Source organism: Saccharomonospora azurea NA-128 (assembly GCF_000231055.2).
In the GTDB taxonomy this organism is placed as follows: domain Bacteria; phylum Actinomycetota; class Actinomycetes; order Mycobacteriales; family Pseudonocardiaceae; genus Saccharomonospora; species Saccharomonospora azurea.
On record NZ_CM001466.1, the window covers coordinates 1974524 to 1994215 of the forward strand.

A 19692-nucleotide genomic window follows, 5' to 3' on the forward strand; every position below is an offset into this window, starting at 1 on the left:
ATTCTCTTCCAGTCGTATCCAACCGCACGTCCGCCTCCTCGCTTCCACGCACTCCCAGGGCCGGCGGTACTGGATGCCCCGACTGCCCCCCTTTTAAGACAGCCGAATGACATCAATGTGATTACACCTGTGTAGTGCGGCCGGGTCAAGCGGAGTAGCAAGGTTGGGGGATACTTGGGACCGCTTGCGCAAGTGGACACGCCGAGAAGACCTCGACCGGTTTGCACCGGTTGCGCCAGACTTCGCAACCAGCCATGAACGGAGAGGACACATCGAACCCGTGCAACGCTCAGTCGTTCGCCCAAGCTTGCTCTTCTACGTCATCCTCGCCGTCACGGTGGCCGGAGGCGCGCTGACCACCACGCTGACGTTCGACGAAATCCTCGAACGTCCGGTCCTTCCGACCCTCGGCATGTTCCTGCTGATCATCGGCGGGTGGGCGCTGTCGCTGACCCTGCACGAGTTCGGGCACGCCTTCGTGGCCTACAAGGGCGGCGACCGCGAAGTGGCCGCCAAGGGCTACCTCTCGATGGACATCCGCCGCTACACCGACCCGGTCATGTCACTGGTGTTGCCGCTGATCATCCTCGCGATCGGCGGTATCCCGCTGCCGGGCGGCGCGGTGTGGATCAACCGCTGGGCACTGCGATCGCGCTCGGTGTCGTCGTGGGTGTCGCTGGCGGGCCCGCTGAGCAACCTCGCGCTCGGCGTCGTCCTCACCGCGGTCGTGGCCACCGTGACGATGCCGCCAGGACTGCTCGCCGGCCTCTCCTACCTGGCGTCGCTGCAAATCCTCGCGTTCGTGATCAACATTCTGCCGGTGCCGGGCCTCGACGGGTTCGGAGCCATCGAGCCCTACCTGTCGCCGAAGGCCCGCGAGTTCGGCGCGAAGGCACGCCCGTGGGCGCCGCTCGTGCTGTTCGCACTCGTGATCGGCGTTCCCGGCGTGGGCCAGGCCCTGTGGTCGGTGACCGACACGGTGTTCGCGGCCGTCGGCGGTGACGCCTTCGCGGCGGCGGTGGGCCAGTACCTCTTCATGTTCTGGCGCTGACCGGGTCGGGCCGGGGCGGCGCGCCTACGCGAACCACGTGGCGGCGCGTCGCGCCACCTGCCTGAGCCCTGCCCGCTCGCCGAAGTAGTTGCCCACCAGACCCACCACCGGCAACGCGCCCAACGCCTGGTGGTAGAAGCGACCGCTGGGCCGTTTCTCGAGCTCGCCGAGGATCGCGACCAGCGACCGCCCGAGCCGCCACAGTGTCCGAGCGCCCGCCTTGACCCCGAGACGAGCACGCCTGCCGCCGCGTTCGGGCAGGTCCTCCGACAACTCGGCGGTCCGCTCGTTCTCCGCGGCGACGTCGTAGCCCCGGTACCGCCCCTCGGCGACGTGGCGCTGGATGTCGCGTTCGAAGAGCACCCAGCCGATCAGCCGCACGCGCTCCGAGACGTCGGTGACACCGTGTTCTCCCGCGATGGCGCACAACAGCAGTCCCTGCGAGGCCACACCCATCGTGTCCTGGACGGGCAGGCGGTCGGACAGCGCACCCAGCAGGCCGGGCGCGGCGGTGAGCAGCGCGGTGACCCGGCCGACCCGGTTCACCCACCAGTCGATCCGGTCGTCGACGTCCATCGCCGTCCACGCGGCCGACCCGGGCACCTTCACCGACTTCAGGGCTTCGGCGAGCCGCGCCCGCACCGTCGCCTCGGTCTCCCCCTCCGCCGACGGCACCGCCTGAGCGGCCGACGCGAACGGATCCGCCTCGCGCAGCGCGTCCACCATCGGCCCGGCCGCCCGCACGAACGGCCGCAGGACTTTGACGACCTGCTCGTCGCTGATCGTCTCCGCCACGGTTACAGCCCCGTTCCCGCTCTCGCCGACGCCCGGCCGAGCGAGCCGCCGAGCGCGATCGTGGCGGGAAGCGCGCCACCCGCCAGCAGAAGCAACGCTCTCCAGTCCACCATGAGGACGCTGTCGCCGCCGGGCCCTTCCACACCCAGCACCAGCAACGTCACGAACCACAGCAGCAACGGCACCATCGCGAGCCTGCGGGAGACGAGCCGCTCCGCCGTGGTCACCAGCAGCGGCGTCGTGAGGGCGGCCACGAGCGCACTGATCGGCACGGGCGCGTCCCCGACCTTCGGCAGCACCACACCGTCGAGCCGCAACGGGAGATAGAAGAGCTCCAGCGTGGCCAGCAGCACCGCGTCCACGCACAGCAGGCCCAGCACCACCCACCGGGACGCGGAGGACGTCTCCGACGCGATCAGCACGCTCACAGACCTCCGAACAGGTCGGTGTCCGCGCCCTCGGCGGACCCGTGGACGAGCACGAAGTACTCGGTGTCGGGCACCGGCTGCGCGATGTCGTTCGACAACGCGAAGCAGTCGGGTCCGACGGTCACCTGGGTCCGGTGAGCACGCAGCGCGTCGAACTTGGCCGCGCGGTGCGCCGAGATGTCGATCCTCGTGGTGATGTCGGCATCGGGTGTGGTGGGCAGCTCCTCGTCCGCGGGGACGCGGAACGGGACCGCGTCGTCGTGTCGCAGGGCCGCCAGCCCGCGCGCGGTGGCCTCCGCGGACGCGACGGTGTGGAACAGGCGGCGCACCCCGTCGGCGCCGCTGCGGCGCCGCACCGCCGCGGTCGTGATCTCGTGAGCCCGGATGTGGTCGGGGTGCCCGTACCCGCCGTGCGCGTCGTAGGTCACCACCACCTCCGGGCGCAGCTCGTCGAGCACGGCCAGGAGCTGCTCCGTCTGCTCCTCCAGCTCCCCGCGGACGAACGCGCGCGGATGCTCGTTCGCCTCCGTGCCCACCATTCCCGAGTCACGCCACCGCCCGGCGCCACCGAGGAAGCGGTGCTCGGTCCAGCCCAACGCGGCACCCGCCTCGCGCAGCTCACCGATGCGGTAGCCGCCGAGCTGGTCACCCGCCCAGGCGCCCAACTGGTCGAGCTCGGCGGGAATGATCTCGCCTTCCTCGCCGAGAGTGCAGGTCACCACCGTGACGTGCGCCCCTTCGGCGGAGTAGCGGGCGATCGTGCCGCCCGTCGTGATGCTCTCGTCGTCCGGGTGTGCGTGAACGAACAGCACCCTGCGGCCGTGTACCGGGATCACAACTTAAGATTAGTTCGTTCGTAGCGTCCCCACACCGGCGCATCTGCACTATCCTCGCGCCGAGTCACAACCACACATCGCCGTGACACCCTAATTCCCCTCACGAAGGGCTTCTGGTGAGCGTAGAAGCAGTATCGCCGCAGTCGGCGAAATCGTCGGAATCCGTGCTGTCCATTTCGGATTTGAAGATCTCGTTCTCGACCGAGGACGGCGTCGTCGAAGCGGTCAAGGGCATCGGGTTCGACGTCGCGCCGGGCGAGATTCTCGCGATCGTCGGTGAGTCGGGATCGGGCAAGTCCGTCACGTCGATGTCCGTGCCCGGTCTCCTGCCGAAGTCCGCGAAGATCAACGGAACGCGCAGGCTCGGGACCATCGACCTCAGCAACATGACGACGAAGCAGCTGCGCAAGCACCGCGGCAGCGACGTCGCCATGATCTTCCAGGAGCCGATGACGGCCCTGAACCCGATGTACACCGTGGGCTGGCAGATCCGCGAAGCCCTGCGCGCACACCAGGACATCTCCAAGCAGGCGGCCGACAAGCGGGCCGTCGAGCTGCTGGAGATGGTCGGCATTCCCGAGCCCGAACGGCGCTTCAAGCAGTACCCCCACCAGCTCTCGGGCGGTCTGCGCCAGCGCGTCGTCATCGCCATCGCCATCGCGTGCGACCCGAAGGTGATCATCGCCGACGAGCCGACGACCGCGCTCGACGTCACCGTGCAGGCCGAGATCCTCGCGCTCCTGCGGAAACTGCGGGACACCCTCAACACGGCGATCGTCCTCATCACCCACGACATGGGCGTGGTCGCCGACCTCGCCGACCGCGTCGTGGTGATGTACCAGGGCGAGATCGTCGAGCAGGCGCCCGTGCACGAGCTGTTCGCCAACCCGCAGCAGGACTACACCAAGCGACTGCTCGCCGCCGTTCCCGTGCTCGGACAGCGCCCGGAAGGCCGGCGACTGCTCGAAGAGCCGCAGGTCGAGGTCGTGGAGACCCCGACGGACGAGGCGATCCGGAAGGTGCACGAGAAGCTCGCCTCGCGTCTCGACGACTCGGCTCCCGCGCTCGACATCAAGGACCTGGTCCTCGAATACCCGGGCAAGGGCCGCCAGGGCAAGAACCGCGCCGTCGACAACGTGTCGCTGCACATCGACCGCGGCGAGATCCTCGGCCTGGTGGGCGAATCCGGCTCGGGCAAGTCCACGGTGGGCCGCTGCGCCATCCGGCTGCTCAAGCCGACGGCGGGCAAGGTCTCCATCGCCGGCAACGACATCACGACGATGTCGAACAAGGAACTGCGGCCGCTGCGGACGTACTTCTCCATCGTGTTCCAGGACCCGGCGTCCACACTGGACCCGAAAATGACGATCGGCGAGTCGATCGCGGAACCGTTGGTGCTGCACAAGATCCTCACCGGCAGGGAACTGGACAAGCGCGTCGCCGACCTGCTCGACAAGGTGCAGCTGTCCGGCCACTACCGCAACCGGTACCCGCACGAGCTGTCCGGTGGGCAGCGGCAGCGCATCGCCATCGCGCGCGCACTGGCGCTGAACCCCAAGCTGCTCATCGCGGACGAGCCGACGTCGGCGCTCGACGTGTCGGTGCAGGCCAAGGTTCTCGACCTGTTCCTCGACCTCCAGCAGCACCTCAAGTTCGCCTGCCTGTTCATCAGCCACGACCTCGCCGTCGTGGACCTGCTGGCCGACCGCGTCGCCGTGATGCAGCACGGCAAGCTGGTCGAGGTGGGCACGCGTGAGCAGGTGCTGCACGCCCCGCAGCAGGAGTACACCAAGCGGCTGCTGTCCGCCGCTCCCGTCGCCAACCCGGAACTCCAGGCCGAGCGCAGGCGGGCCTGGGAGGAAGGCCGGGTCGCGCCGGTCAAGGACTGACGTCCGAACGACCCAGGCTCCGAACGAGACGGGGGTGGCACCGGCCGGTGCCACCCCCGTCTGTCTGTCGGCGTGTCCGCGCCTCAGGAACGCGTGTCCGCGTCTTGGGTACGCGTGTCCGCGCCTCACGCACGCGTGTCCGCGCCGTGCGACGCCAACACGCGTACGCAGGCCGCGGACACGATGTCGGGGTCCCCAGGCGTACGGGAAGTGCGGACACGCGTCCCTAGCGCGCGGACACGCGTTCCTGACGTGCGGACACGCGTACGCAGGGCGCGGACACGATGTCGGGGGTCCACAACGGCGAAGGGGAGCGGCACCGCATCAGCGGTGGCGCTCCCCTTCGCTTGTCCCGGGACCGGGGCCTTACGCCTTGACCTTGCGCTGGCGCGGGTCGAAGGCGTCCCGGAGGCCGTCACCGATGAAGTTGATCGACAGCGAGATCAACACCAGGACGACGAACGGACCGAAGAACAGCCACGGACGACCCGTCATCTGCGCGTAGTTCTCCGAGATGACACGGCCGAGCGAGGTGTCCGGCGGCTTCACACCGAGACCGATGAACGACAGCGCCGCCTCGGCCAACACGGCCTGCGCGACGGCCAGCGTGGCGTTCACGGTGATCGTGCCGACCATGTTGGGCACGAGGTGCTTGAACACGATCCGTCCCGTGCCGGCACCCGACGCCCTGGAGGCCTCGATGAACTCCCGTTGCGACAGCGACATCGCCTCGGCGCGCGTGATACGGACGATCGGCATCCAGGCGAATCCGGCGAGGACCACGGCGACGACCCACCAACTGCCGCTGAACACCTTCACCAGGATCGCGGCGGCCGCGATCGCCGGGATGATCAGGAACAGGTCGGTCAGTCGCGAGATGGCCGAGTCCGCGAACCCGCCCAGGTACCCCGCGAAAGCGCCGAGGACGACACCGATGAACGTCGCCACGAGCGACACCGTGATCGCGATGAGCAGGGAGTACTGCGTTCCCCGCAGAATCTGCGACACCATGTCCTTGCCGACCTGTGTGGTGCCCAGCGGGTGCTCGGCGCTCGGGTCGGCGAATGACGCGAACGACGAGTCCGAGTAGCTGTGCGGCCACAACAACGGCATGATCAGCGCGACCAGCGTGATCAGCAGGAGCATGCCGACACTGATCATCGCGAGCTTGTGCCGCAGGAACTTGCGCAGGACGAGCGCACCCTGGCTACGCGGCTCCGGCAGCGCTTCCGCGCTCAGTGCGCCTTCGGAAATCGGAGGCTTGTCACCGGATTCGGCACCGGTCACAAGCGAGTTCATGTCAGCCAACGCGAATCCTCGGGTCCAGAATGCCGTACAACAAGTCCGCGATCAGGTTCGCGATGATCACCGCAATGGAGATCACCACGATCCAGCCCATCATCACGTTCGGGTCGTTCTTGTTCACGGCCTCGACGAGCACAGCGCCCATGCCGTTCCAGTTGAACACCCGTTCGGTGATGACGGCACCCGTCACGACGGTCACGAAGTTCACCGAGAACAACGTGGTGGTGGGAATCAGTGCGTTGCGGAAGGCGTGCTTGAGGATCACCCGCCGCTCGGTCAATCCCTTGGCACGCGCCGTGCGCACGTAGTCCATGTTCAGCGTCTCCAGCATCGACGAGCGCTGGAAGCGACTGTACGCCGCGAAGCTGATGAACATGATGGACAGCGTCGGCAGGAGGAAGGCACCGGTGTACTTGATGACGAAGTCCCAGAACCCGTCCGACTCCAGCGACTCCGGACTCGTCGTTCTCAGGAACGGGTTGCCGAAGATGTCGTTCAGACCGAGGTTGTTGATGACGGCGTTGAGGTCGATCGCGTAGATCTTCAGCACGATGGCGACACAGAAGATCGGCATCGAGAAGAAGAGGAACGCCAGCGTGGTAGCGGCGTAGTCGATGACGCTGTACTGCTTCACCGCGGCGAGCAGACCGACGGCAACGCCGAGGATGACGGCCAGGATCTCGGCCCCGAGGATCAGACGGATCGACACCGAGAAGGCATCCATGATCTTCGGGAACACCGGCTCCATCGCCGACCCCTGCGCGATCGAGATACCCCAGTCACCGGTGAGGAACCCGCCGAGCCAGTCGAAGTACCTGGGAATCAGCGGTTTGTCCAGGCCGAGCTCAGCAGCGATGGCGTTGATGGACTCTTGATTGATGTTCGGCTGGGTACGCAGCTCCGCGAGAGGGTCGCCCGCTCCGGCCACCATCACGAAGACCAAGAAGCTTCCGATCAGCAGGATCGGAATCGAGATCGCCAGACGGCGAAGGATGTAGAAAACCAGGTTCAACGACTTGCTCCTAGTCCCGGGATCGCCCGGAATTATTTCGTCACCGTCCCGCGCCACGGTAGTGGGGGTCGGGTTCGCGTGAACAGCTACTAACGTCGCCCGTCGGGGACCGATCTGTTGACCGGCCCCCGACGAGTTCAGACGTCAGCCGGTGACGTGTGAAAGGCGCCGACTACTCGGCGGCCTCCCACTCCCCGACGTTCCACAGAGCACCGTTGTACGACTGCATGTACACGCGGTCGATACCACGGAAGGCCCACATCGACGGCGTCTCGAACAGCGGCACCGTGGCGTAGTTCGCCGCGATCGCCTCGTCGGCCGCGATGTAGTTCTTCAGCGCGTCGTCCTCGTTGGTCGCCGAGGTCGCCTTGGCGAAGGCCTCGTCGATCTTCGGGTCGTCCAGGCCCTGCCAGTTCTGGTTGCCGTCGCTGATGTAGATGGCCTTGGACTCGGCCTTGAACGGCGCGGACGACCAGCCGAACAGGGCGATGTCGTAGTCACCCTTGTCGACGCGGCCCTTCAGGAAGTTCGGGTCGGTGTCGTCCTTGATCTCGATGCCGGCAGCCTGAGCCTGCGACTGGATGATCTCGACCGTCTGGCTGCGACGGGCGTTCTCGTTGTGCGAGATCGAGACGGAGAAGCGCACGCCGTCCTTCTCGTAGATGCCGTCGGCGCCCTTCTTCCAGCCGCCCTCCTCGAGGGTCTTCATGGCGGCCTCGGCGCCCTTGTTCATCAGGTCGCCGTAGCGGTCCTCGTAGCCTTCCTCACCGGTGAAGAAGACGATGCTGCCCAGCGGCTCGGCGTCGGCCTGGACCGGCTTGAGCAGCTTGTTGACGATGTCCTCGCGGTTGACGACCTCGAAGAACGCCTTGCGGGCGGCCTCGTCCTTGAAGACGTCGCGCTTCATGTTGAGGTCGAGGTGCTCGTAGGTGAGCTGCGCGGCGGAGGCGTACTTGACGCCCTGCGAGGCCAGGCCCTTGAGGGTGTCGGCCGCGGTGGCGTCCGGCTGGGTCGACGCGGCGACGTCGATCTCACCGTTCTGCAGCGCGGTGGCCATGGCCTTGGTGTCCGGGATCGCGCGAACCGTGATCTCCTTGGGGCCACCCTTGGCGCCGATCCAGTTCGGGTTCTTGTCCAGGACGACCGTGTCGGAGTTCGAGTCGTACGACTTGATCTTGTAGGGGCCGGAGCCGGGCATGATCTCGGGCTTGAAGCCCTTCCACTCGCCCGACCAGAACTCGGCCACCTTCTTGGCGTCGTCCGACTTCGGCTCGACCTCGCGGATGTCGTCGATGCCGAGTTCCTTCTCGACGATGTGCGCCGGCATGAGGCGCACGTCACCGAACATGCCCATGTAGTCCAGGTACGGCTCGCTGAACTCGGCACGGAAGGTCTGGTCGTCGGTGCACTCGGGCGTCATGAGCTCGTAGCCCGTGGTGGACGCGGAGTTGAAGCCCTTGGTCGTGCCGGAGCTGGCGAGCCACGCGAGGTAGAACTCGCGGCAGTCCCACTCGTCGCCATCGGACCACTTCACGCCGGGCTTCGTCTTCCACTCGACGACGAACGGGTCCTCGGAGACCAGCTCGACCGACTCCATCACGTCGGCGTTCACCAGGACCTTGTTGTTACCGTCGAGGACGGTGGGGCCCGTGATGACGCTCGTCAGGATGTAGGTGTTGTACGAGCTGTTGGCGTCCGCGGTGTTGTTGTTGTACGCGGAGTAGCCCTCGTCGATGGCCACCGTAACGGGGTCCATCTCCGGGACGTCGGCGAGCTTGAAGTTGTCGCCCTCCTGAGCCTTGCCCTCCGCCATGCTCGCGGCGTCGACGGTCGAGCCGCTGTTCGCATCCGCGTCGTCGCCGCCCCCGCACGCGCTCAGCACGAGCGCTGACGCGGCGAGCATCGACCACGCGGAGATAGCCTTCGATCTCCTCATTAAGTGTGCCCTCCTAGCACTGGGTCCCGGACTTCTGGTTGGGACCCAACTCTCCGGTTAGCGCCGGAGCTTATGACACGCCCATCACACTCGATTGGCGCACTGCGGGGGAACGCTAAGAAGGATGACCACCATCGGTCAGCACTTCTCCGAGGATCGTGACCAAAGGGTGACATCTTTCCAGCGAACGCAACATACCGCAGTAACGATCCGTAAGCAGTCACTGCACTGACCAGCGGTTGGTTACGTCGATCGCCGCGCCGCGTGCGTCCGGCGCGGTGAACGGCTCTCGACCGTTCGTCAGCGGGGGGCGCGGGTCCAGTTGACCGCAGTGGAGAACGGACCCACGAGTTCGGGCCCCGGAGTCACGCCGGACACCCCGGATCCCACCGCCAACGTGTCGGCGCGCTGGAACAGCGGCACGGACACACTCGCGTCCCACACCGTCGGCTCGACCTTGGCGAGGCTCTGCTTGAGCGGCGTCTCACCGGTCAGCGCGGCGTCCAACGCGGGCTGGAGATCGGGGTCGCAGAAGCCCGCGGGGTTGGCGGGCACCACCGGCTCGGACTCGGACTCGGCGTCGGCAGTGTCGGTTGTGGACGTTTCTTCCGAACCGTCCGTTGTGTCCTTCGGCGTCGTCGTCGAGGCCGCTGTGGACGTGGCGTTCCCGTTGCCCGCAGAGCCTTCCTCGGTGTTCTCGGTGTTCTCGGTGTTCTCGGTGTCCTCGTCCTCCTCGGACTCGGTCCCGCAGCCGAACCACGAGGCGGCGGTGGTGGCCGGGTCGGCACTCAGTGCCCTCGGGATCACGGCGATGTCGATGCCCACCTGTCCGTTGGTGGGGACCGGCTCTCCCGCCGGCCCGCCGTCGAGATCGACGGGCGCCGCCAGTGCCGAGCCGAAGAGTTCCTTCGAAGGCGGGTGGACGGGCGTGACCTCGATCCCGTGCGCGATGAGCTGTTCGGTGAGGGCCTGCGTGATGCGCTGGTACGGCTGCTTCTGCCCCGGGGAGGCGACCACGAGCGACAGCGTCCGGCCGTCCTCGTCGACCCAGCTACCGGCCTTCCGCTCGTATCCGGCCTCGGCCAACAGCTTGTGGGCCCGCTTGGTGTCGCGCTTCAGCGGAGGTCCCGCGCCGGGGATCGTGTGCTTGTAGTCGGGGGACGACGGCGGCAACACCTGTGCACTGGCGCGCAGCGACGCCGAGTCGCCGCCCTGCGTGCCCTCGTCGATGAGCGCGTTGCGGTCGAGCAACGCGGAGACGGCCTCGCGCACCTTCTCGTCGGCCAGAGCCGGTCCCACGGGCCGCAGCACCACGTCGACGACGTACGGCTGGGCCACGCTGTGCAGGCTCACGTGGTCGCCCAGGTCGGCCAGCAGTGCTCGGGTGTCACCGTTGACGCCACCCAACGCGAACTGGGCGCTTCCGCTGCGCAGTGCCGAGACCATGCCCGGGCCGTCGGAGCGCTGGAGCACGATGCGGTCCACCGCGGCGGGCTTCTCCCAGTAACGCTCGTTGCGCTCGATCACGATCTCGCCGCGCGCGGTGTCGATCTTCTTGATGGCGAACGGTCCGCCGTAGGCCGGGAAACTCTCGCTCAGGACCTGCTGCCATCCCCCGGGCGCGTCCTTCAGGACGTGCGCGGGCAGGAGGTTGGCGAACAGCGTCTTCCAACCGGGGTACGGGTCGCTGAAGGTGACCCGGACGAGCTTGCCGCCCTCGCCGGGCTCGATCGACTCGATCAACTCGTATCCCGCGGAGTTCGCCACACCGGGCTGCGACGTCATGGCCTCCGCGAGGTACAGGAAGTCCTCGACCGCGATCGGTGCACCGTCCGACCACGATGCCTCGGGCCGGATGCGGTACTCGACCGTGAACGGCTCCTCACTCGTCACCTCGGCCGAGGTCATCAGACTGTCGTCGAGTACCGGCTCGCCCTCGGCGTCGGGCCGGAAGACGGACGGCAGCAGCAACTGCGACAGCGCCGTGGTCACCGTCGACGCGTCGGCGAGCGCGTGCGGGTTGTACCCGCCGACGATGTCGTCCACGGTGGCCACGATCTGCGACGCCGTCTCGGTGGGCGGCGGGGCCTGCGACGACGAACTGACCACTGGGGGCGGCGGGGTGTTCGAGCACGCGGCCAACCCGCCCGCGAGCACCAGCGCCAGCACGGCCCTCCACGGCCTGGCCCTGCCTCCGTTCGCTCGCACGCCGCAGCCCCTCCCTGCTTGTTCGACACCGTTCGCCCGGTCACGTCGACCGTGCCCGCCGCTCATCCGGCACCCGACGCGCCCGTTCGGACGATTCGGTGTACCGACCGAATCGCCCGTCCTGTTCCCCTGTGTGGCTGACGCGCGAACGCACCATGCGGTTCCACAGTTTCTCAGGAGGCCACGTCGGCTCCGTGTCAAGGGCCCGATGACGCGTTCACCGAGCGTGGCACACCGTGGACCGTCAGGCGTTTCGGTCGCGGCTACGGGCCCGGGAACGCTCCTTGGCGCGCTGGGTGCTGTCCAGCACCACCTTGCGCACGCGGATGGTCTTGGGCGTCACCTCGACGCACTCGTCGACGGAGCAGAACTCCAGTGCCTCCTCCAGGTTGAGGGTGCGGGGACGGGCGAGGCGCTCCAGCTCGTCACCCGTCGACGAACGCATGTTGGTGAGCTTCTTCTCCTTCGTCGCGTTGATGTCGAGGTCCTCCGCACGGGGGTTCTCGCCGACGACCATGCCCTCGTAGACCTCGGTGCCGGGTTCGACGAAGAAGGTGCCACGATCGGCGAGCTGCAACAGCGCGTACGTGGTGACCGGGCCGGAGCGGTCGGCGACCAGCGAGCCGCTCTGCCGCGTGCGGATCTCGCCCGCCCACGGGAAGTAGCCCTCGAAGATGTGGTTGGCGATGCCGGTGCCCCGCGTCTCGGTGAGGAAGTCGGTGCGGAACCCGATGAGCCCGCGCGACGGCAGGACGTACTCCAGCTTGATGCGGCCGGTGCCGTGGCCGTCCATCTGCTCCATGCGGGCCTTCCGCGCGGCGAGCAGCTGCGTGATGGCGCCGAGGTGCTCCTCGGGCGCGTCGATGTACAGGCGCTCGAACGGCTCGTGCAGTGTGCCGTCGATCGTGCGCGTGACCACCTGGGGCTTGCCGACGGTCAGCTCGAAACCCTCCCGGCGCATGGTCTCGACGAGGATGGCCAGCGCCAGTTCACCCCGGCCCTGGACCTCCCACGTGTCGGGCCGTTCGGTGGGCAGGACACGCACGCTGACGTTGCCGATGAGCTCGGCGTCGAGCCGGGCCTTCAGCAGTCGCGCGGTGAGCTTGTCGCCGCCGCCGCGTCCCGCGAGGGGTGAGGTGTTGACCCCGAACGTCATCGAGATGGCGGGCTCGTCCACCGTGATGCGCGGCAACGGCTCCGGGTGGTCCGGATCGGCGAGCGTGTCGCCGATCGTGATGTCGGGAATACCCGCGATGGCCACGAGGTCGCCCGCTTCGGCCTCCTCCGCGGGTACCCGGGTGAGCGCCTCGGTGACCAGCAGTTCGGAGATACGCACGTTCCGCGCCGAGCCGTCCTCGCGCAACCACGCCACCGTCTGTCCCTTGCGCAGCCGGCCGGAGTGGATGCGGATGAGGGCGATGCGGCCGAGGAAACTCGACGCGTCGAGGTTGGTGACCAGCGCACGCAGAGTCGCGTCCGGGTCGGCCTGCGGAGCCGGGATGCGGTCGAGCAGCACCTCGAACAGCGGGTCGAGGTTGTCGCTGTCGGGCAGCTGACCGTCGGCCGGGCGGTCGAGACTCGCCAGGCCCGAGCGGGCGGAAGCGTAGACGACCGGCATCGACAGCACGGCGTCGAGCGCGTCGTCGTCCATGCCCTCGATCTCGCCGGCCAGTTCGAGCAGCAGGTCCTGGGTCTCCTCGACGACCTCCGCGATGCGGGCGTCGGGCCGGTCGACCTTGTTGACCACGAGGATGACAGGCATGTGCGCCGCGAGTGCCTTGCGCAGCACGAAACGGGTCTGCGGCAGAGGCCCCTCGCTGGCGTCGACGAGCAGCACGACCCCGTCGACCATGGAGAGGCCGCGCTCGACCTCACCGCCGAAGTCGGCGTGGCCCGGGGTGTCGATCACGTTGATCGTCACCGAGCCGTCCGCCGTGGCCCGGCGGATGGCGGTGTTCTTCGCGAGGATCGTGATGCCCTTCTCGCGTTCCAACTCGCCGGAGTCCATGACTCGCTCGACCGGTTCGGAACGTTCGGCGAAGGCGCCGGACTGCCGCAGCATGGCGTCGACCAGAGTGGTCTTGCCGTGGTCGACGTGCGCCACGATGGCGACGTTGCGGAGGTCGGTGCGGACTTTCTGAGCGGCGGCTGTGGGCACGCGGGAGCTCCCTGGTAATCAGAAATGATGGTCGACCAAACGGACTCGACGGCCCCGGCGTGGTCGGTGACCAGCATAGTCACAGTCCGATGGCGCTCCGTCCCACCTGCCTTTCCGGCCCCCGCCGCCTAACCTCGGCACCGTGGGCAAGAAGAAGCAACCCAGCCCCGACGACCCGAAGGCCGTCGTCCGCAACCTCATGAAAGCGGGCAAGGTCAAGAAGAAGTGCTGCCGGTCGAAACCCCGCTGCGACAGGTGTCCGGTGCGGGCGCTCAAGAAGGCGGAGAAGAAGGCGCGAAAGAAGGCGGAGAAGGACCTGCTGAAGGCCCACGAGAAGGACAGGAAGAAGGCCCGCAAGAAGGCCGACAAGGCCGACAAGAACGCCCTGGCGAAGACGCGCGAGCAGGCTCTGCGGACGCCGGAGCCGACGCACTCGACGGCCTGACCTGCACCGACGCGTGCGGACGCTAGCGGGTGAGTGCCTCGTTCAGGGACCGCAGTTCGGGCCCCGTGCGGGTGGCCGAGAACTCGATGACCTCGTGGTGCGCCAGATGCCGGAGGAGCAGCGGATCGCCCGCGAGCACCGCCTCCAGCTTGCCGAGCGACATGGGTCTCGCGAGCAGCACCTCACCGCGGTGGTCCGCCCGGCGTCCGGACGCGAGGAAGTTGCCGCGGTCGTATTGCTTGGCGAGCCATTCCGCGTGGTCGGGGATCGCGTAGTCGATCTCGGGCGGTGGCGCCGTGTAGGTGAGCAGAACGACGAACATACCTCCACGGTAGGTCGATGAGTCTTACATCACACGATGGAGTGGTCCGCCATCGATCCATCGCCTATTCGGGACTGATCCGCGCCAGCAGGTCGGGCAGGAACGCCTGGTCCGCGGGCAACCAGTCGAGCTCCACGAGCTCGGACGCCGTCACCCACCGCAACGCCCGGTGCTCCACCGCTCGGGGCTCGACGGCGCCGTCCAGCGTCACGGCGTAGACGCGGAACAGCATGCCGTTCGGCAGGGTCACCTCGGCGCCCACCCGGTCGCCCACGACGACGTCGACGCCGAGCTCCTCCCGGCACTCGCGTCGCAGGCCCTCGACGTCGGTCTCCCCGGGTTCGACCCGACCGCCCGGGATCTCCCAGAGGCCCGCCACGTCCTCCGGAAACGCCCGCTGCTGCACGAGCAGCCGACCGTCACGCACCAGGGCCGCGCCCACCACCACCGTCGCGCTCGGTCCCGTCGCGGGTCCGGCGGATCGCTCGTCAGTCGTCACAACTCGGACAACCTACCCGCGACGGTGACGCCGCGGCCGCCCGACCGGGTCACGGCTCGACGGTGGCGATGCCGTCCGCGTCGAGGGACAACGCCACCCGGTCGCCGGGCACCGCCCTGCTCGTCATCGCGGCGACCGCGTTCACCTCGGCCGCCCCGGGGAGATCGACCTCCGGCCGCACCAGCAACCGGACGTGGTCTCGCCGGTGCACCCGGGTGAGCACCTCGCCGCACAACGGGCCGCCTGCCTCGGTGGAGTCGGTGGTCCGGTCGAGTTCGACCGCCCGCACCGCGTTCGGCCGCAGGCCCACCACCACGTCGCCGGTACCGCACCACGGCAGCGACACCTCACCGAGCGCACACCGCACGCGCCCGTGCTCCGCACGCCCGGGCAGGAACGTCGTCACGCCGAGGAACCGGGCGATCCGTTCGTCGACGGGCCTGCGCCACACGTCGAGGACGTCGCCCACCTGCCGGATCGCTCCCCGGTCGAGCACCGCGATCCGGTCGGCGAGCGTGAACGCCTCCTCCTGGTCGTGCGTGACGAGCAGAGTCGTCGTCTTCGTCCGCCGCAACAGCTCGGTCACCTCGATCGCGAGCTGCTCGCGCAGCTCCGCGTCGAGGCCCGACAGCGGTTCGTCGAGAAGCAGCAACCGGGGCCGGGGTGCCAGCGCCCTCGCCAGGGCCACGCGCTGGGCCTCACCCCCGGACAGGGCCGTGATCTTGCGCCGCTCGTAGCCGGAGAGGCCGACCAGGTCGAGCAGCGTGCGCACGCGCTCGCTCTGGGCCGCCCGGTCCATGCCGCGCATCCGCAGGCCGAACGCGATGTTGCCCGCGACGTCGCGGTGCGGGAAGAGCTGCCCGTCCTGGAAGACCAGACCGAAGTTGCGCCGGTGGACGGGCACCCCGGCGAGGTCCTCGCCGTCCCAGCACACACGCCCGCTCACGGCGGGTTCGAGTCCCGCGATCGCCCGCAACAGGGTGGACTTGCCCGACCCCGACGGGCCGAGCAGGGCGAGCACCTCGCCGTCCGCGATCTCCAGGTCGGCGTCGCGCACCGCGACCACCTCGCCGTAGGAGACGGAGACACCCGTGACCGTCAACATCAGAACTCTCCCAGCCGCGCGTGCGGGGCACGCACGCTCTCGATCAGCGCCGCGACGAGCACCGTCACCGCCATCAGCAACGCGCATCCCGCGTACGCCATCAGGTGGTTCAGCTCGCCGGGCCGGTTGATGAGGTCCGCGACGGCGACCGGCAGGGTGGGCGCGTCGGGCCGCGCGAGGAAACTCGTGGCGCCGAACTCCCCGAGCGCGACGACGTACCCGAAGGCCGCCGCCGCGATGAGGGAACGGGCGACGAGCGGGAAGTCGACCTCCCGCCACACCCTCGCGGGGCTCGCGCCGAGCGTCGCGGCGGCCTGGCGCAGCCGCTCGTCCACCGAACGCAGCACCGGCAGCACGAGCCGCACCACCATGGGGATGATCACCAGCGCTTGGGCGAACGGCACCAGCAGCGGCGACGTCCGCAGATCCCACGGCAGATCGCCCAGAGTCACCAGGTACCCGAAGCCCACGGTCACCGCCGACACGCCGAGGGGCAGCATCAGCGCCGCATCGGTGAGCTCCCCGGTCGTCCTGGCGGCCCGGCTCGGCGAGCGGCGCAACACCACCACCGTGACGGCCGCCAGCACGCCCACGACGAGCGCGAGCATCGTGGCGTCGGACGCGGTGCGCAGCGAGTTCAGCGCCGCGTCCCACCCGGTGACGTTCAGCGCCCCGTTCTCCCCGGCCCCGGACAGGGCGCGGTAGCCGTCGAGCGTCCACCCGTCCCGACCCGACAGCGAGCGGACCAGCAGCGCGACGATCGGCGTCAGCAGCAGAGCCAGCACCACCGCCGCGGCCGCCACCACTCCCCACTCGCCGCCCTCCGGTCTGCGGGCGGTGTGCCGGGCCGCACGGAGTTGGGCCGCGGCCTCGTTGCGGCGGCGGGCCACCGCGCCGACCACCAGCGCGGCGACGACGGCGACGAGTTGCACCAGCGACAGCGCCGCCGCCCCGGAGAGGTCGAGGAGGTTCACCGTGCGCAGGTAGATCTCGGTCTCCAGCGTGCGGTACCGGTTGCCGCCCAACATGAGCACCACGCCGAAGCTCGTGGCGCAGAACAGGAAGACGACGGCGGCGGACGCCGACACCGCGGGCAGCAGGGCCGGCAACGTCACGGTCCGGAACGCCCGGAACCGCGACGCGCCCAGGGAACGGGCCGCGTCCTCGACCCGCCGGTCGAGATGCGACCACAACCCGCCGACGGTGCGGGCGACGACGGCGACGTTGAAGAACGCGTTCGCGACGACGATGCCGAGCACACCGCTGTCGGGCCACAGCGCGCGGAACGCCAGGCCCACGACCACGGTCGGCAGCACGAACGGCACCAGCACGAGGGTGCGGACGACGGCGATGCCGGGCAGGCGGACCCGCGCCAGCAGGAACGCCAACGGGAACCCGGCGACCAGCGCGACGACCGTGGCTCCCAGCGCCTGCACCACGGTGAACGCCGCGAGTCGCCACGTCGACGCGTCGGCGAGCGTCTCGGCGACCCCGCCGTCGCTGAAGCCGAGCCGGATGATGGCGACGACCGGCCAGGCGAAGAAGAGCCCCAGGAACACGACGGGCAGCACGCCCAGCGCACCGACCGCCGTCGCCCTCCGCAGCCCGGGCCGGGATGTCAGCCCTCCAGCAACCCGCGCCATTGCTTGATCCACTGTTCGCGGTTGGCCTGCACCTGCTCACCCGACAGCGAGATCGGCTCGCGAGGCAGCGGCGCGGCCTGGGCCCAGCCCTCCGGCAGGGCGACGCCCTCCCGGGTCGGGTAGACGAACATGTTCTCGGCGACGGTCGACTGGAACTCGTGCGACAGCAGGAAGTCGATCACCTTGCCCGCCTCGTCGGGATGCTGCGTGCCCTCCAGCACGCCCGCGTACTCGACCTGCCGGTAGCAGGTGTCGAGCAACGCCTTGGTGCGCGGCGTGCCGTCGGGACCGATCTCGGCGGCGGGCGACGACGCGTACGACAGCACGATCGGCCGGTCGCCCTCGCCGGAGGATCCCGAGAAGTCCTGCGTGTAGGCCTCGGTCCACCCGCTGACGACCTTCACGCCGTTGTCCTTGAGCTCACCCCAGTACTCGCGCCAGCCGCCGTCCTCACCGAACTCCGACACGGTGGCGAACAGGAACGCCAGCCCGGGCGACGACGTCGCCGGGCTCGGGACCACGAACAGGTCCTCGTACTCCGGCTCGGTCAGGTCTTCGAGGCTGGTCGGCTCGGGCACGTCGTTCTCGGCGAACCACTCGGTGTCGATGTTGACGCACACGTCACCGACGTCCACCGCCGACAGCCGCTGCTGCGGGTCGACGGCGTAGCGCTGCGGGCCGCGATCGGCCTCCGGCGACGTGTACGGCTGGAAGACGCCTTCCGAGAGCGCCCGCGACGCGAACGTCGAGTCGATGCCGAACGCGACGTCGGCGATGGGATTGTCCTTGGTGAGCACCAGCTTGTTGGTGAGCTCGCCCGCGTCGCCTTCCTTGCGCACCTCGATCCGGACTCCGGCCCGCTGCTCGAACGCGTCGACGACCTCCTGCGGGACGGCCCACGACTGGTGCGTGACGAGGGTCACCGTGACCGGCCCGGTCTCCTGTTCCTCCTCGCCGCCGATGACCGTGCACCCGGCCGTCAGTGCTCCGGCCGAGAGCAGCGCGAGCGCCGCGCGCAACGACGTTGACCACTGGCCCGACCTCTGGCCCATCAAGCCTCCTCGCGTGGCCGCGCAGGAGGTTGTGTGAAGCGACCTTCCTGCGTCGGCATGATCCGAATCAGGTGCGGACGGTCGTGGGCCGCGTGCCCACCTCTCAGCCCGGCGCGCCGAACTCCCGTGGCAGCGTGCAGCGTACCCGGCCGCGTACCACGATTGGCCCATGACGGAGTTGTTGAGTGACGAGAGCATCGACGAGGCCCTGCGCACGCTGCCGGAGTGGCGACGTGCGGGCGACGCGATCGAGCGCACCACCGAGCTGGCGAGCTTCCCCGCCGCCATCGATGCGGTGAACCGCGTCGCCGAGCGCGCCGAGGCCGCGAATCACCATCCGGACATCGATATCCGTTGGCGCACAGTGACTTTCCGCCTCAGCACCCACTCCCACGGCGGGATCACCGACAAGGACGTCGCGTTCGCCAGGGAGGTCGACGAGGTGATATCGAGCGTGTGATTCGTACCGATTCGGGCAACTCTCGCGGGGACGCCGAACGTTAGGCGTGGTGAGGACCGATCACCTGGAACACCGAGGGGAGTGCGCGATGATTCGCTTTGTCCGGCGTGTGCCGATCGCGTCGGCGCTGGCTCTGCTGATGGTTCTGACGGTGGGTGCGGCGCACCCCGCAGGCGCGGAGCCGACGGAGACAAAGCGACCTCCCGAGAGCGCCGCCACCGCGCCGTCCGACGAGGTGATCCAGGCACTCGTCGTCGGCGGTACGGCCTTCGCACTGATGATCGCCGCCGCGGCGGCGGTGCTGTTCTACACGGCTCGCCGTCGGGCGGACGACCCGATGTGATCACGTCGCCCTCGGAAGGCCCACCGCGGTCTTCCGAGGGCACCATGCTCCGTTCGTGGTCGCGCGTAACGAAATGCTTGATCAGAGCGGTGAGCAGGGTGTCGAGGCACACCGGAGGACAGCCATGCACCGCAACGCTCCTGCGCTCACCCCGAACCAGCGCACCGTGGTCGTCGCAGTCGCCACCGCGATCACGTTCCTGCTC

18 protein-coding genes and 1 riboswitch are annotated in these 19692 nt (G+C 68.7%); of the genes, 5 read left to right on the forward strand and 13 right to left on the reverse strand.

Annotation, left to right across the window (positions count from 1 at the left end; translation table 11 throughout):
• The first annotated feature begins 280 nt into the window (after positions 1 to 280).
• A complete protein-coding gene (locus tag SACAZDRAFT_RS08930) occupies positions 281 to 1051 on the forward strand; it encodes a site-2 protease family protein (protein ID WP_037294844.1) in 771 nt (256 codons plus the stop codon).
• A gap of 24 nt (positions 1052 to 1075) precedes the next feature.
• Here the strand turns inward: SACAZDRAFT_RS08930 and SACAZDRAFT_RS08935 are convergent, their stop codons facing one another.
• The 3 genes from SACAZDRAFT_RS08935 to mshB are packed head-to-tail and all read right to left on the reverse strand — an operon-like array spanning position 1076 to position 3086.
• On the reverse strand, positions 1076 to 1846 hold the full coding sequence (locus tag SACAZDRAFT_RS08935) for a hypothetical protein (RefSeq protein WP_005440803.1): 771 nt from the start codon (positions 1844 to 1846) through the stop codon (positions 1076 to 1078).
• A gap of 2 nt (positions 1847 to 1848) precedes the next feature.
• Positions 1849 to 2268 (reverse strand): hypothetical protein, encoded by a 420-nt coding sequence (locus SACAZDRAFT_RS08940; protein ID WP_005440805.1) that lies wholly within the window; start codon positions 2266 to 2268, stop codon positions 1849 to 1851.
• A 2-nt stretch (positions 2269 to 2270) separates the two neighbouring features.
• Positions 2271 to 3086: an N-acetyl-1-D-myo-inositol-2-amino-2-deoxy-alpha-D-glucopyranoside deacetylase gene (gene mshB, locus SACAZDRAFT_RS08945; protein ID WP_198283932.1), complete on the reverse strand. Its 816-nt coding sequence runs from the start codon at positions 3084 to 3086 to the stop codon at positions 2271 to 2273.
• A 140-nt stretch (positions 3087 to 3226) separates the two neighbouring features.
• On the opposite strand from mshB, the gene SACAZDRAFT_RS08950 reads away from it, so the two are divergent.
• Complete coding sequence (locus tag SACAZDRAFT_RS08950; protein WP_005440812.1) at positions 3227 to 4999, forward strand: ABC transporter ATP-binding protein; 1773 nt, start codon at positions 3227 to 3229, stop codon at positions 4997 to 4999.
• A gap of 366 nt (positions 5000 to 5365) precedes the next feature.
• Here the strand turns inward: SACAZDRAFT_RS08950 and SACAZDRAFT_RS08955 are convergent, their stop codons facing one another.
• The 5 genes from SACAZDRAFT_RS08955 to typA form a co-directional block, all read right to left on the reverse strand.
• Complete coding sequence (locus SACAZDRAFT_RS08955; RefSeq protein ID WP_005440816.1) at positions 5366 to 6298, reverse strand: ABC transporter permease; 933 nt, start codon at positions 6296 to 6298, stop codon at positions 5366 to 5368.
• 1 nt (position 6299) lies between these two features.
• A complete protein-coding gene (locus tag SACAZDRAFT_RS08960) occupies positions 6300 to 7316 on the reverse strand; it encodes an ABC transporter permease (protein WP_005440817.1) in 1017 nt (338 codons plus the stop codon).
• Between the two features lie 172 nt (positions 7317 to 7488).
• Entirely contained in the window at positions 7489 to 9252 is a 1764-nt protein-coding gene (locus tag SACAZDRAFT_RS08965; protein ID WP_005440818.1) for an ABC transporter family substrate-binding protein, read from the reverse strand.
• A 300-nt stretch (positions 9253 to 9552) separates the two neighbouring features.
• Entirely contained in the window at positions 9553 to 11460 is a 1908-nt protein-coding gene (locus SACAZDRAFT_RS08970) for an ABC transporter family substrate-binding protein (RefSeq protein WP_005440820.1), read from the reverse strand.
• 244 nt (positions 11461 to 11704) lie between these two features.
• Positions 11705 to 13618 (reverse strand): translational GTPase TypA, encoded by a 1914-nt coding sequence (typA, locus tag SACAZDRAFT_RS08975; RefSeq protein WP_005440821.1) that lies wholly within the window; start codon positions 13616 to 13618, stop codon positions 11705 to 11707.
• 142 nt (positions 13619 to 13760) lie between these two features.
• Between typA and SACAZDRAFT_RS08980 the strand changes: the two genes are divergently transcribed.
• Complete coding sequence (locus tag SACAZDRAFT_RS08980; RefSeq protein ID WP_005440823.1) at positions 13761 to 14063, forward strand: hypothetical protein; 303 nt, start codon at positions 13761 to 13763, stop codon at positions 14061 to 14063.
• A gap of 22 nt (positions 14064 to 14085) precedes the next feature.
• On the opposite strand, the gene SACAZDRAFT_RS08985 is transcribed toward SACAZDRAFT_RS08980, so the two are convergent.
• The 5 genes from SACAZDRAFT_RS08985 to SACAZDRAFT_RS09005 all read right to left on the reverse strand — a co-directional run bounded on the left by SACAZDRAFT_RS08985 (position 14086) and on the right by SACAZDRAFT_RS09005 (position 18684).
• Complete coding sequence (locus tag SACAZDRAFT_RS08985) at positions 14086 to 14385, reverse strand: YciI family protein (protein WP_005440824.1); 300 nt, start codon at positions 14383 to 14385, stop codon at positions 14086 to 14088.
• Positions 14386 to 14449: 64 nt separating this feature from the next.
• A complete protein-coding gene (locus tag SACAZDRAFT_RS08990; RefSeq protein WP_005447916.1) occupies positions 14450 to 14884 on the reverse strand; it encodes a (deoxy)nucleoside triphosphate pyrophosphohydrolase in 435 nt (144 codons plus the stop codon).
• A 49-nt stretch (positions 14885 to 14933) separates the two neighbouring features.
• Complete coding sequence (locus SACAZDRAFT_RS08995) at positions 14934 to 15989, reverse strand: ABC transporter ATP-binding protein (RefSeq protein WP_005440829.1); 1056 nt, start codon at positions 15987 to 15989, stop codon at positions 14934 to 14936.
• Positions 15989 to 17632, reverse strand: coding sequence for an ABC transporter permease (locus SACAZDRAFT_RS09000; protein ID WP_005440832.1), 1644 nt, complete (start codon positions 17630 to 17632; stop codon positions 15989 to 15991). Before SACAZDRAFT_RS09000 ends, SACAZDRAFT_RS08995 begins: the two co-directional genes overlap by 1 nt.
• A complete protein-coding gene (locus SACAZDRAFT_RS09005) occupies positions 17608 to 18684 on the reverse strand; it encodes a thiamine ABC transporter substrate-binding protein (RefSeq protein WP_005440834.1) in 1077 nt (358 codons plus the stop codon). The genes SACAZDRAFT_RS09000 and SACAZDRAFT_RS09005 overlap by 25 nt, the downstream gene beginning before the upstream one ends.
• 27 nt (positions 18685 to 18711) lie before the next feature.
• Positions 18712 to 18822, reverse strand: a riboswitch (TPP riboswitch).
• A gap of 31 nt (positions 18823 to 18853) precedes the next feature.
• On the opposite strand from SACAZDRAFT_RS09005, the gene SACAZDRAFT_RS09010 reads away from it, so the two are divergent.
• Together SACAZDRAFT_RS09010 and SACAZDRAFT_RS09015 are read left to right on the forward strand one after the other, a co-directional pair.
• Positions 18854 to 19144 (forward strand): 4a-hydroxytetrahydrobiopterin dehydratase, encoded by a 291-nt coding sequence (locus SACAZDRAFT_RS09010; RefSeq protein WP_005440836.1) that lies wholly within the window; start codon positions 18854 to 18856, stop codon positions 19142 to 19144.
• An 88-nt stretch (positions 19145 to 19232) separates the two neighbouring features.
• Positions 19233 to 19487 (forward strand): hypothetical protein, encoded by a 255-nt coding sequence (locus SACAZDRAFT_RS09015; protein WP_005440838.1) that lies wholly within the window; start codon positions 19233 to 19235, stop codon positions 19485 to 19487.
• The last annotated feature ends 205 nt before the right edge of the window (positions 19488 to 19692 follow it).

Bases quoted from the DNA above. Each gene is read 5' to 3' on its own strand.
- SACAZDRAFT_RS08955 (WP_005440816.1), bottom strand. From the start codon at position 6,298: ATGAACTCGCTTGTGACCGGTGCCGAATCCGGTGACAAGCCTCCGATT.
- SACAZDRAFT_RS08965 (WP_005440818.1), bottom strand. From the start codon at position 9,252: ATGAGGAGATCGAAGGCTATCTCCGCGTGGTCGATGCTCGCCGCGTCA.
- SACAZDRAFT_RS08985 (WP_005440824.1), bottom strand. From the start codon at position 14,385: ATGTTCGTCGTTCTGCTCACCTACACGGCGCCACCGCCCGAGATCGAC.
- SACAZDRAFT_RS08995 (WP_005440829.1), bottom strand. From the start codon at position 15,989: ATGTTGACGGTCACGGGTGTCTCCGTCTCCTACGGCGAGGTGGTCGCG.
- SACAZDRAFT_RS09000 (WP_005440832.1), bottom strand. From the start codon at position 17,632: ATGGCGCGGGTTGCTGGAGGGCTGACATCCCGGCCCGGGCTGCGGAGG.
- SACAZDRAFT_RS09005 (WP_005440834.1), bottom strand. From the start codon at position 18,684: ATGGGCCAGAGGTCGGGCCAGTGGTCAACGTCGTTGCGCGCGGCGCTC.
- SACAZDRAFT_RS09010 (WP_005440836.1), top strand. From the start codon at position 18,854: ATGACGGAGTTGTTGAGTGACGAGAGCATCGACGAGGCCCTGCGCACG.
- SACAZDRAFT_RS09015 (WP_005440838.1), top strand. From the start codon at position 19,233: ATGATTCGCTTTGTCCGGCGTGTGCCGATCGCGTCGGCGCTGGCTCTG.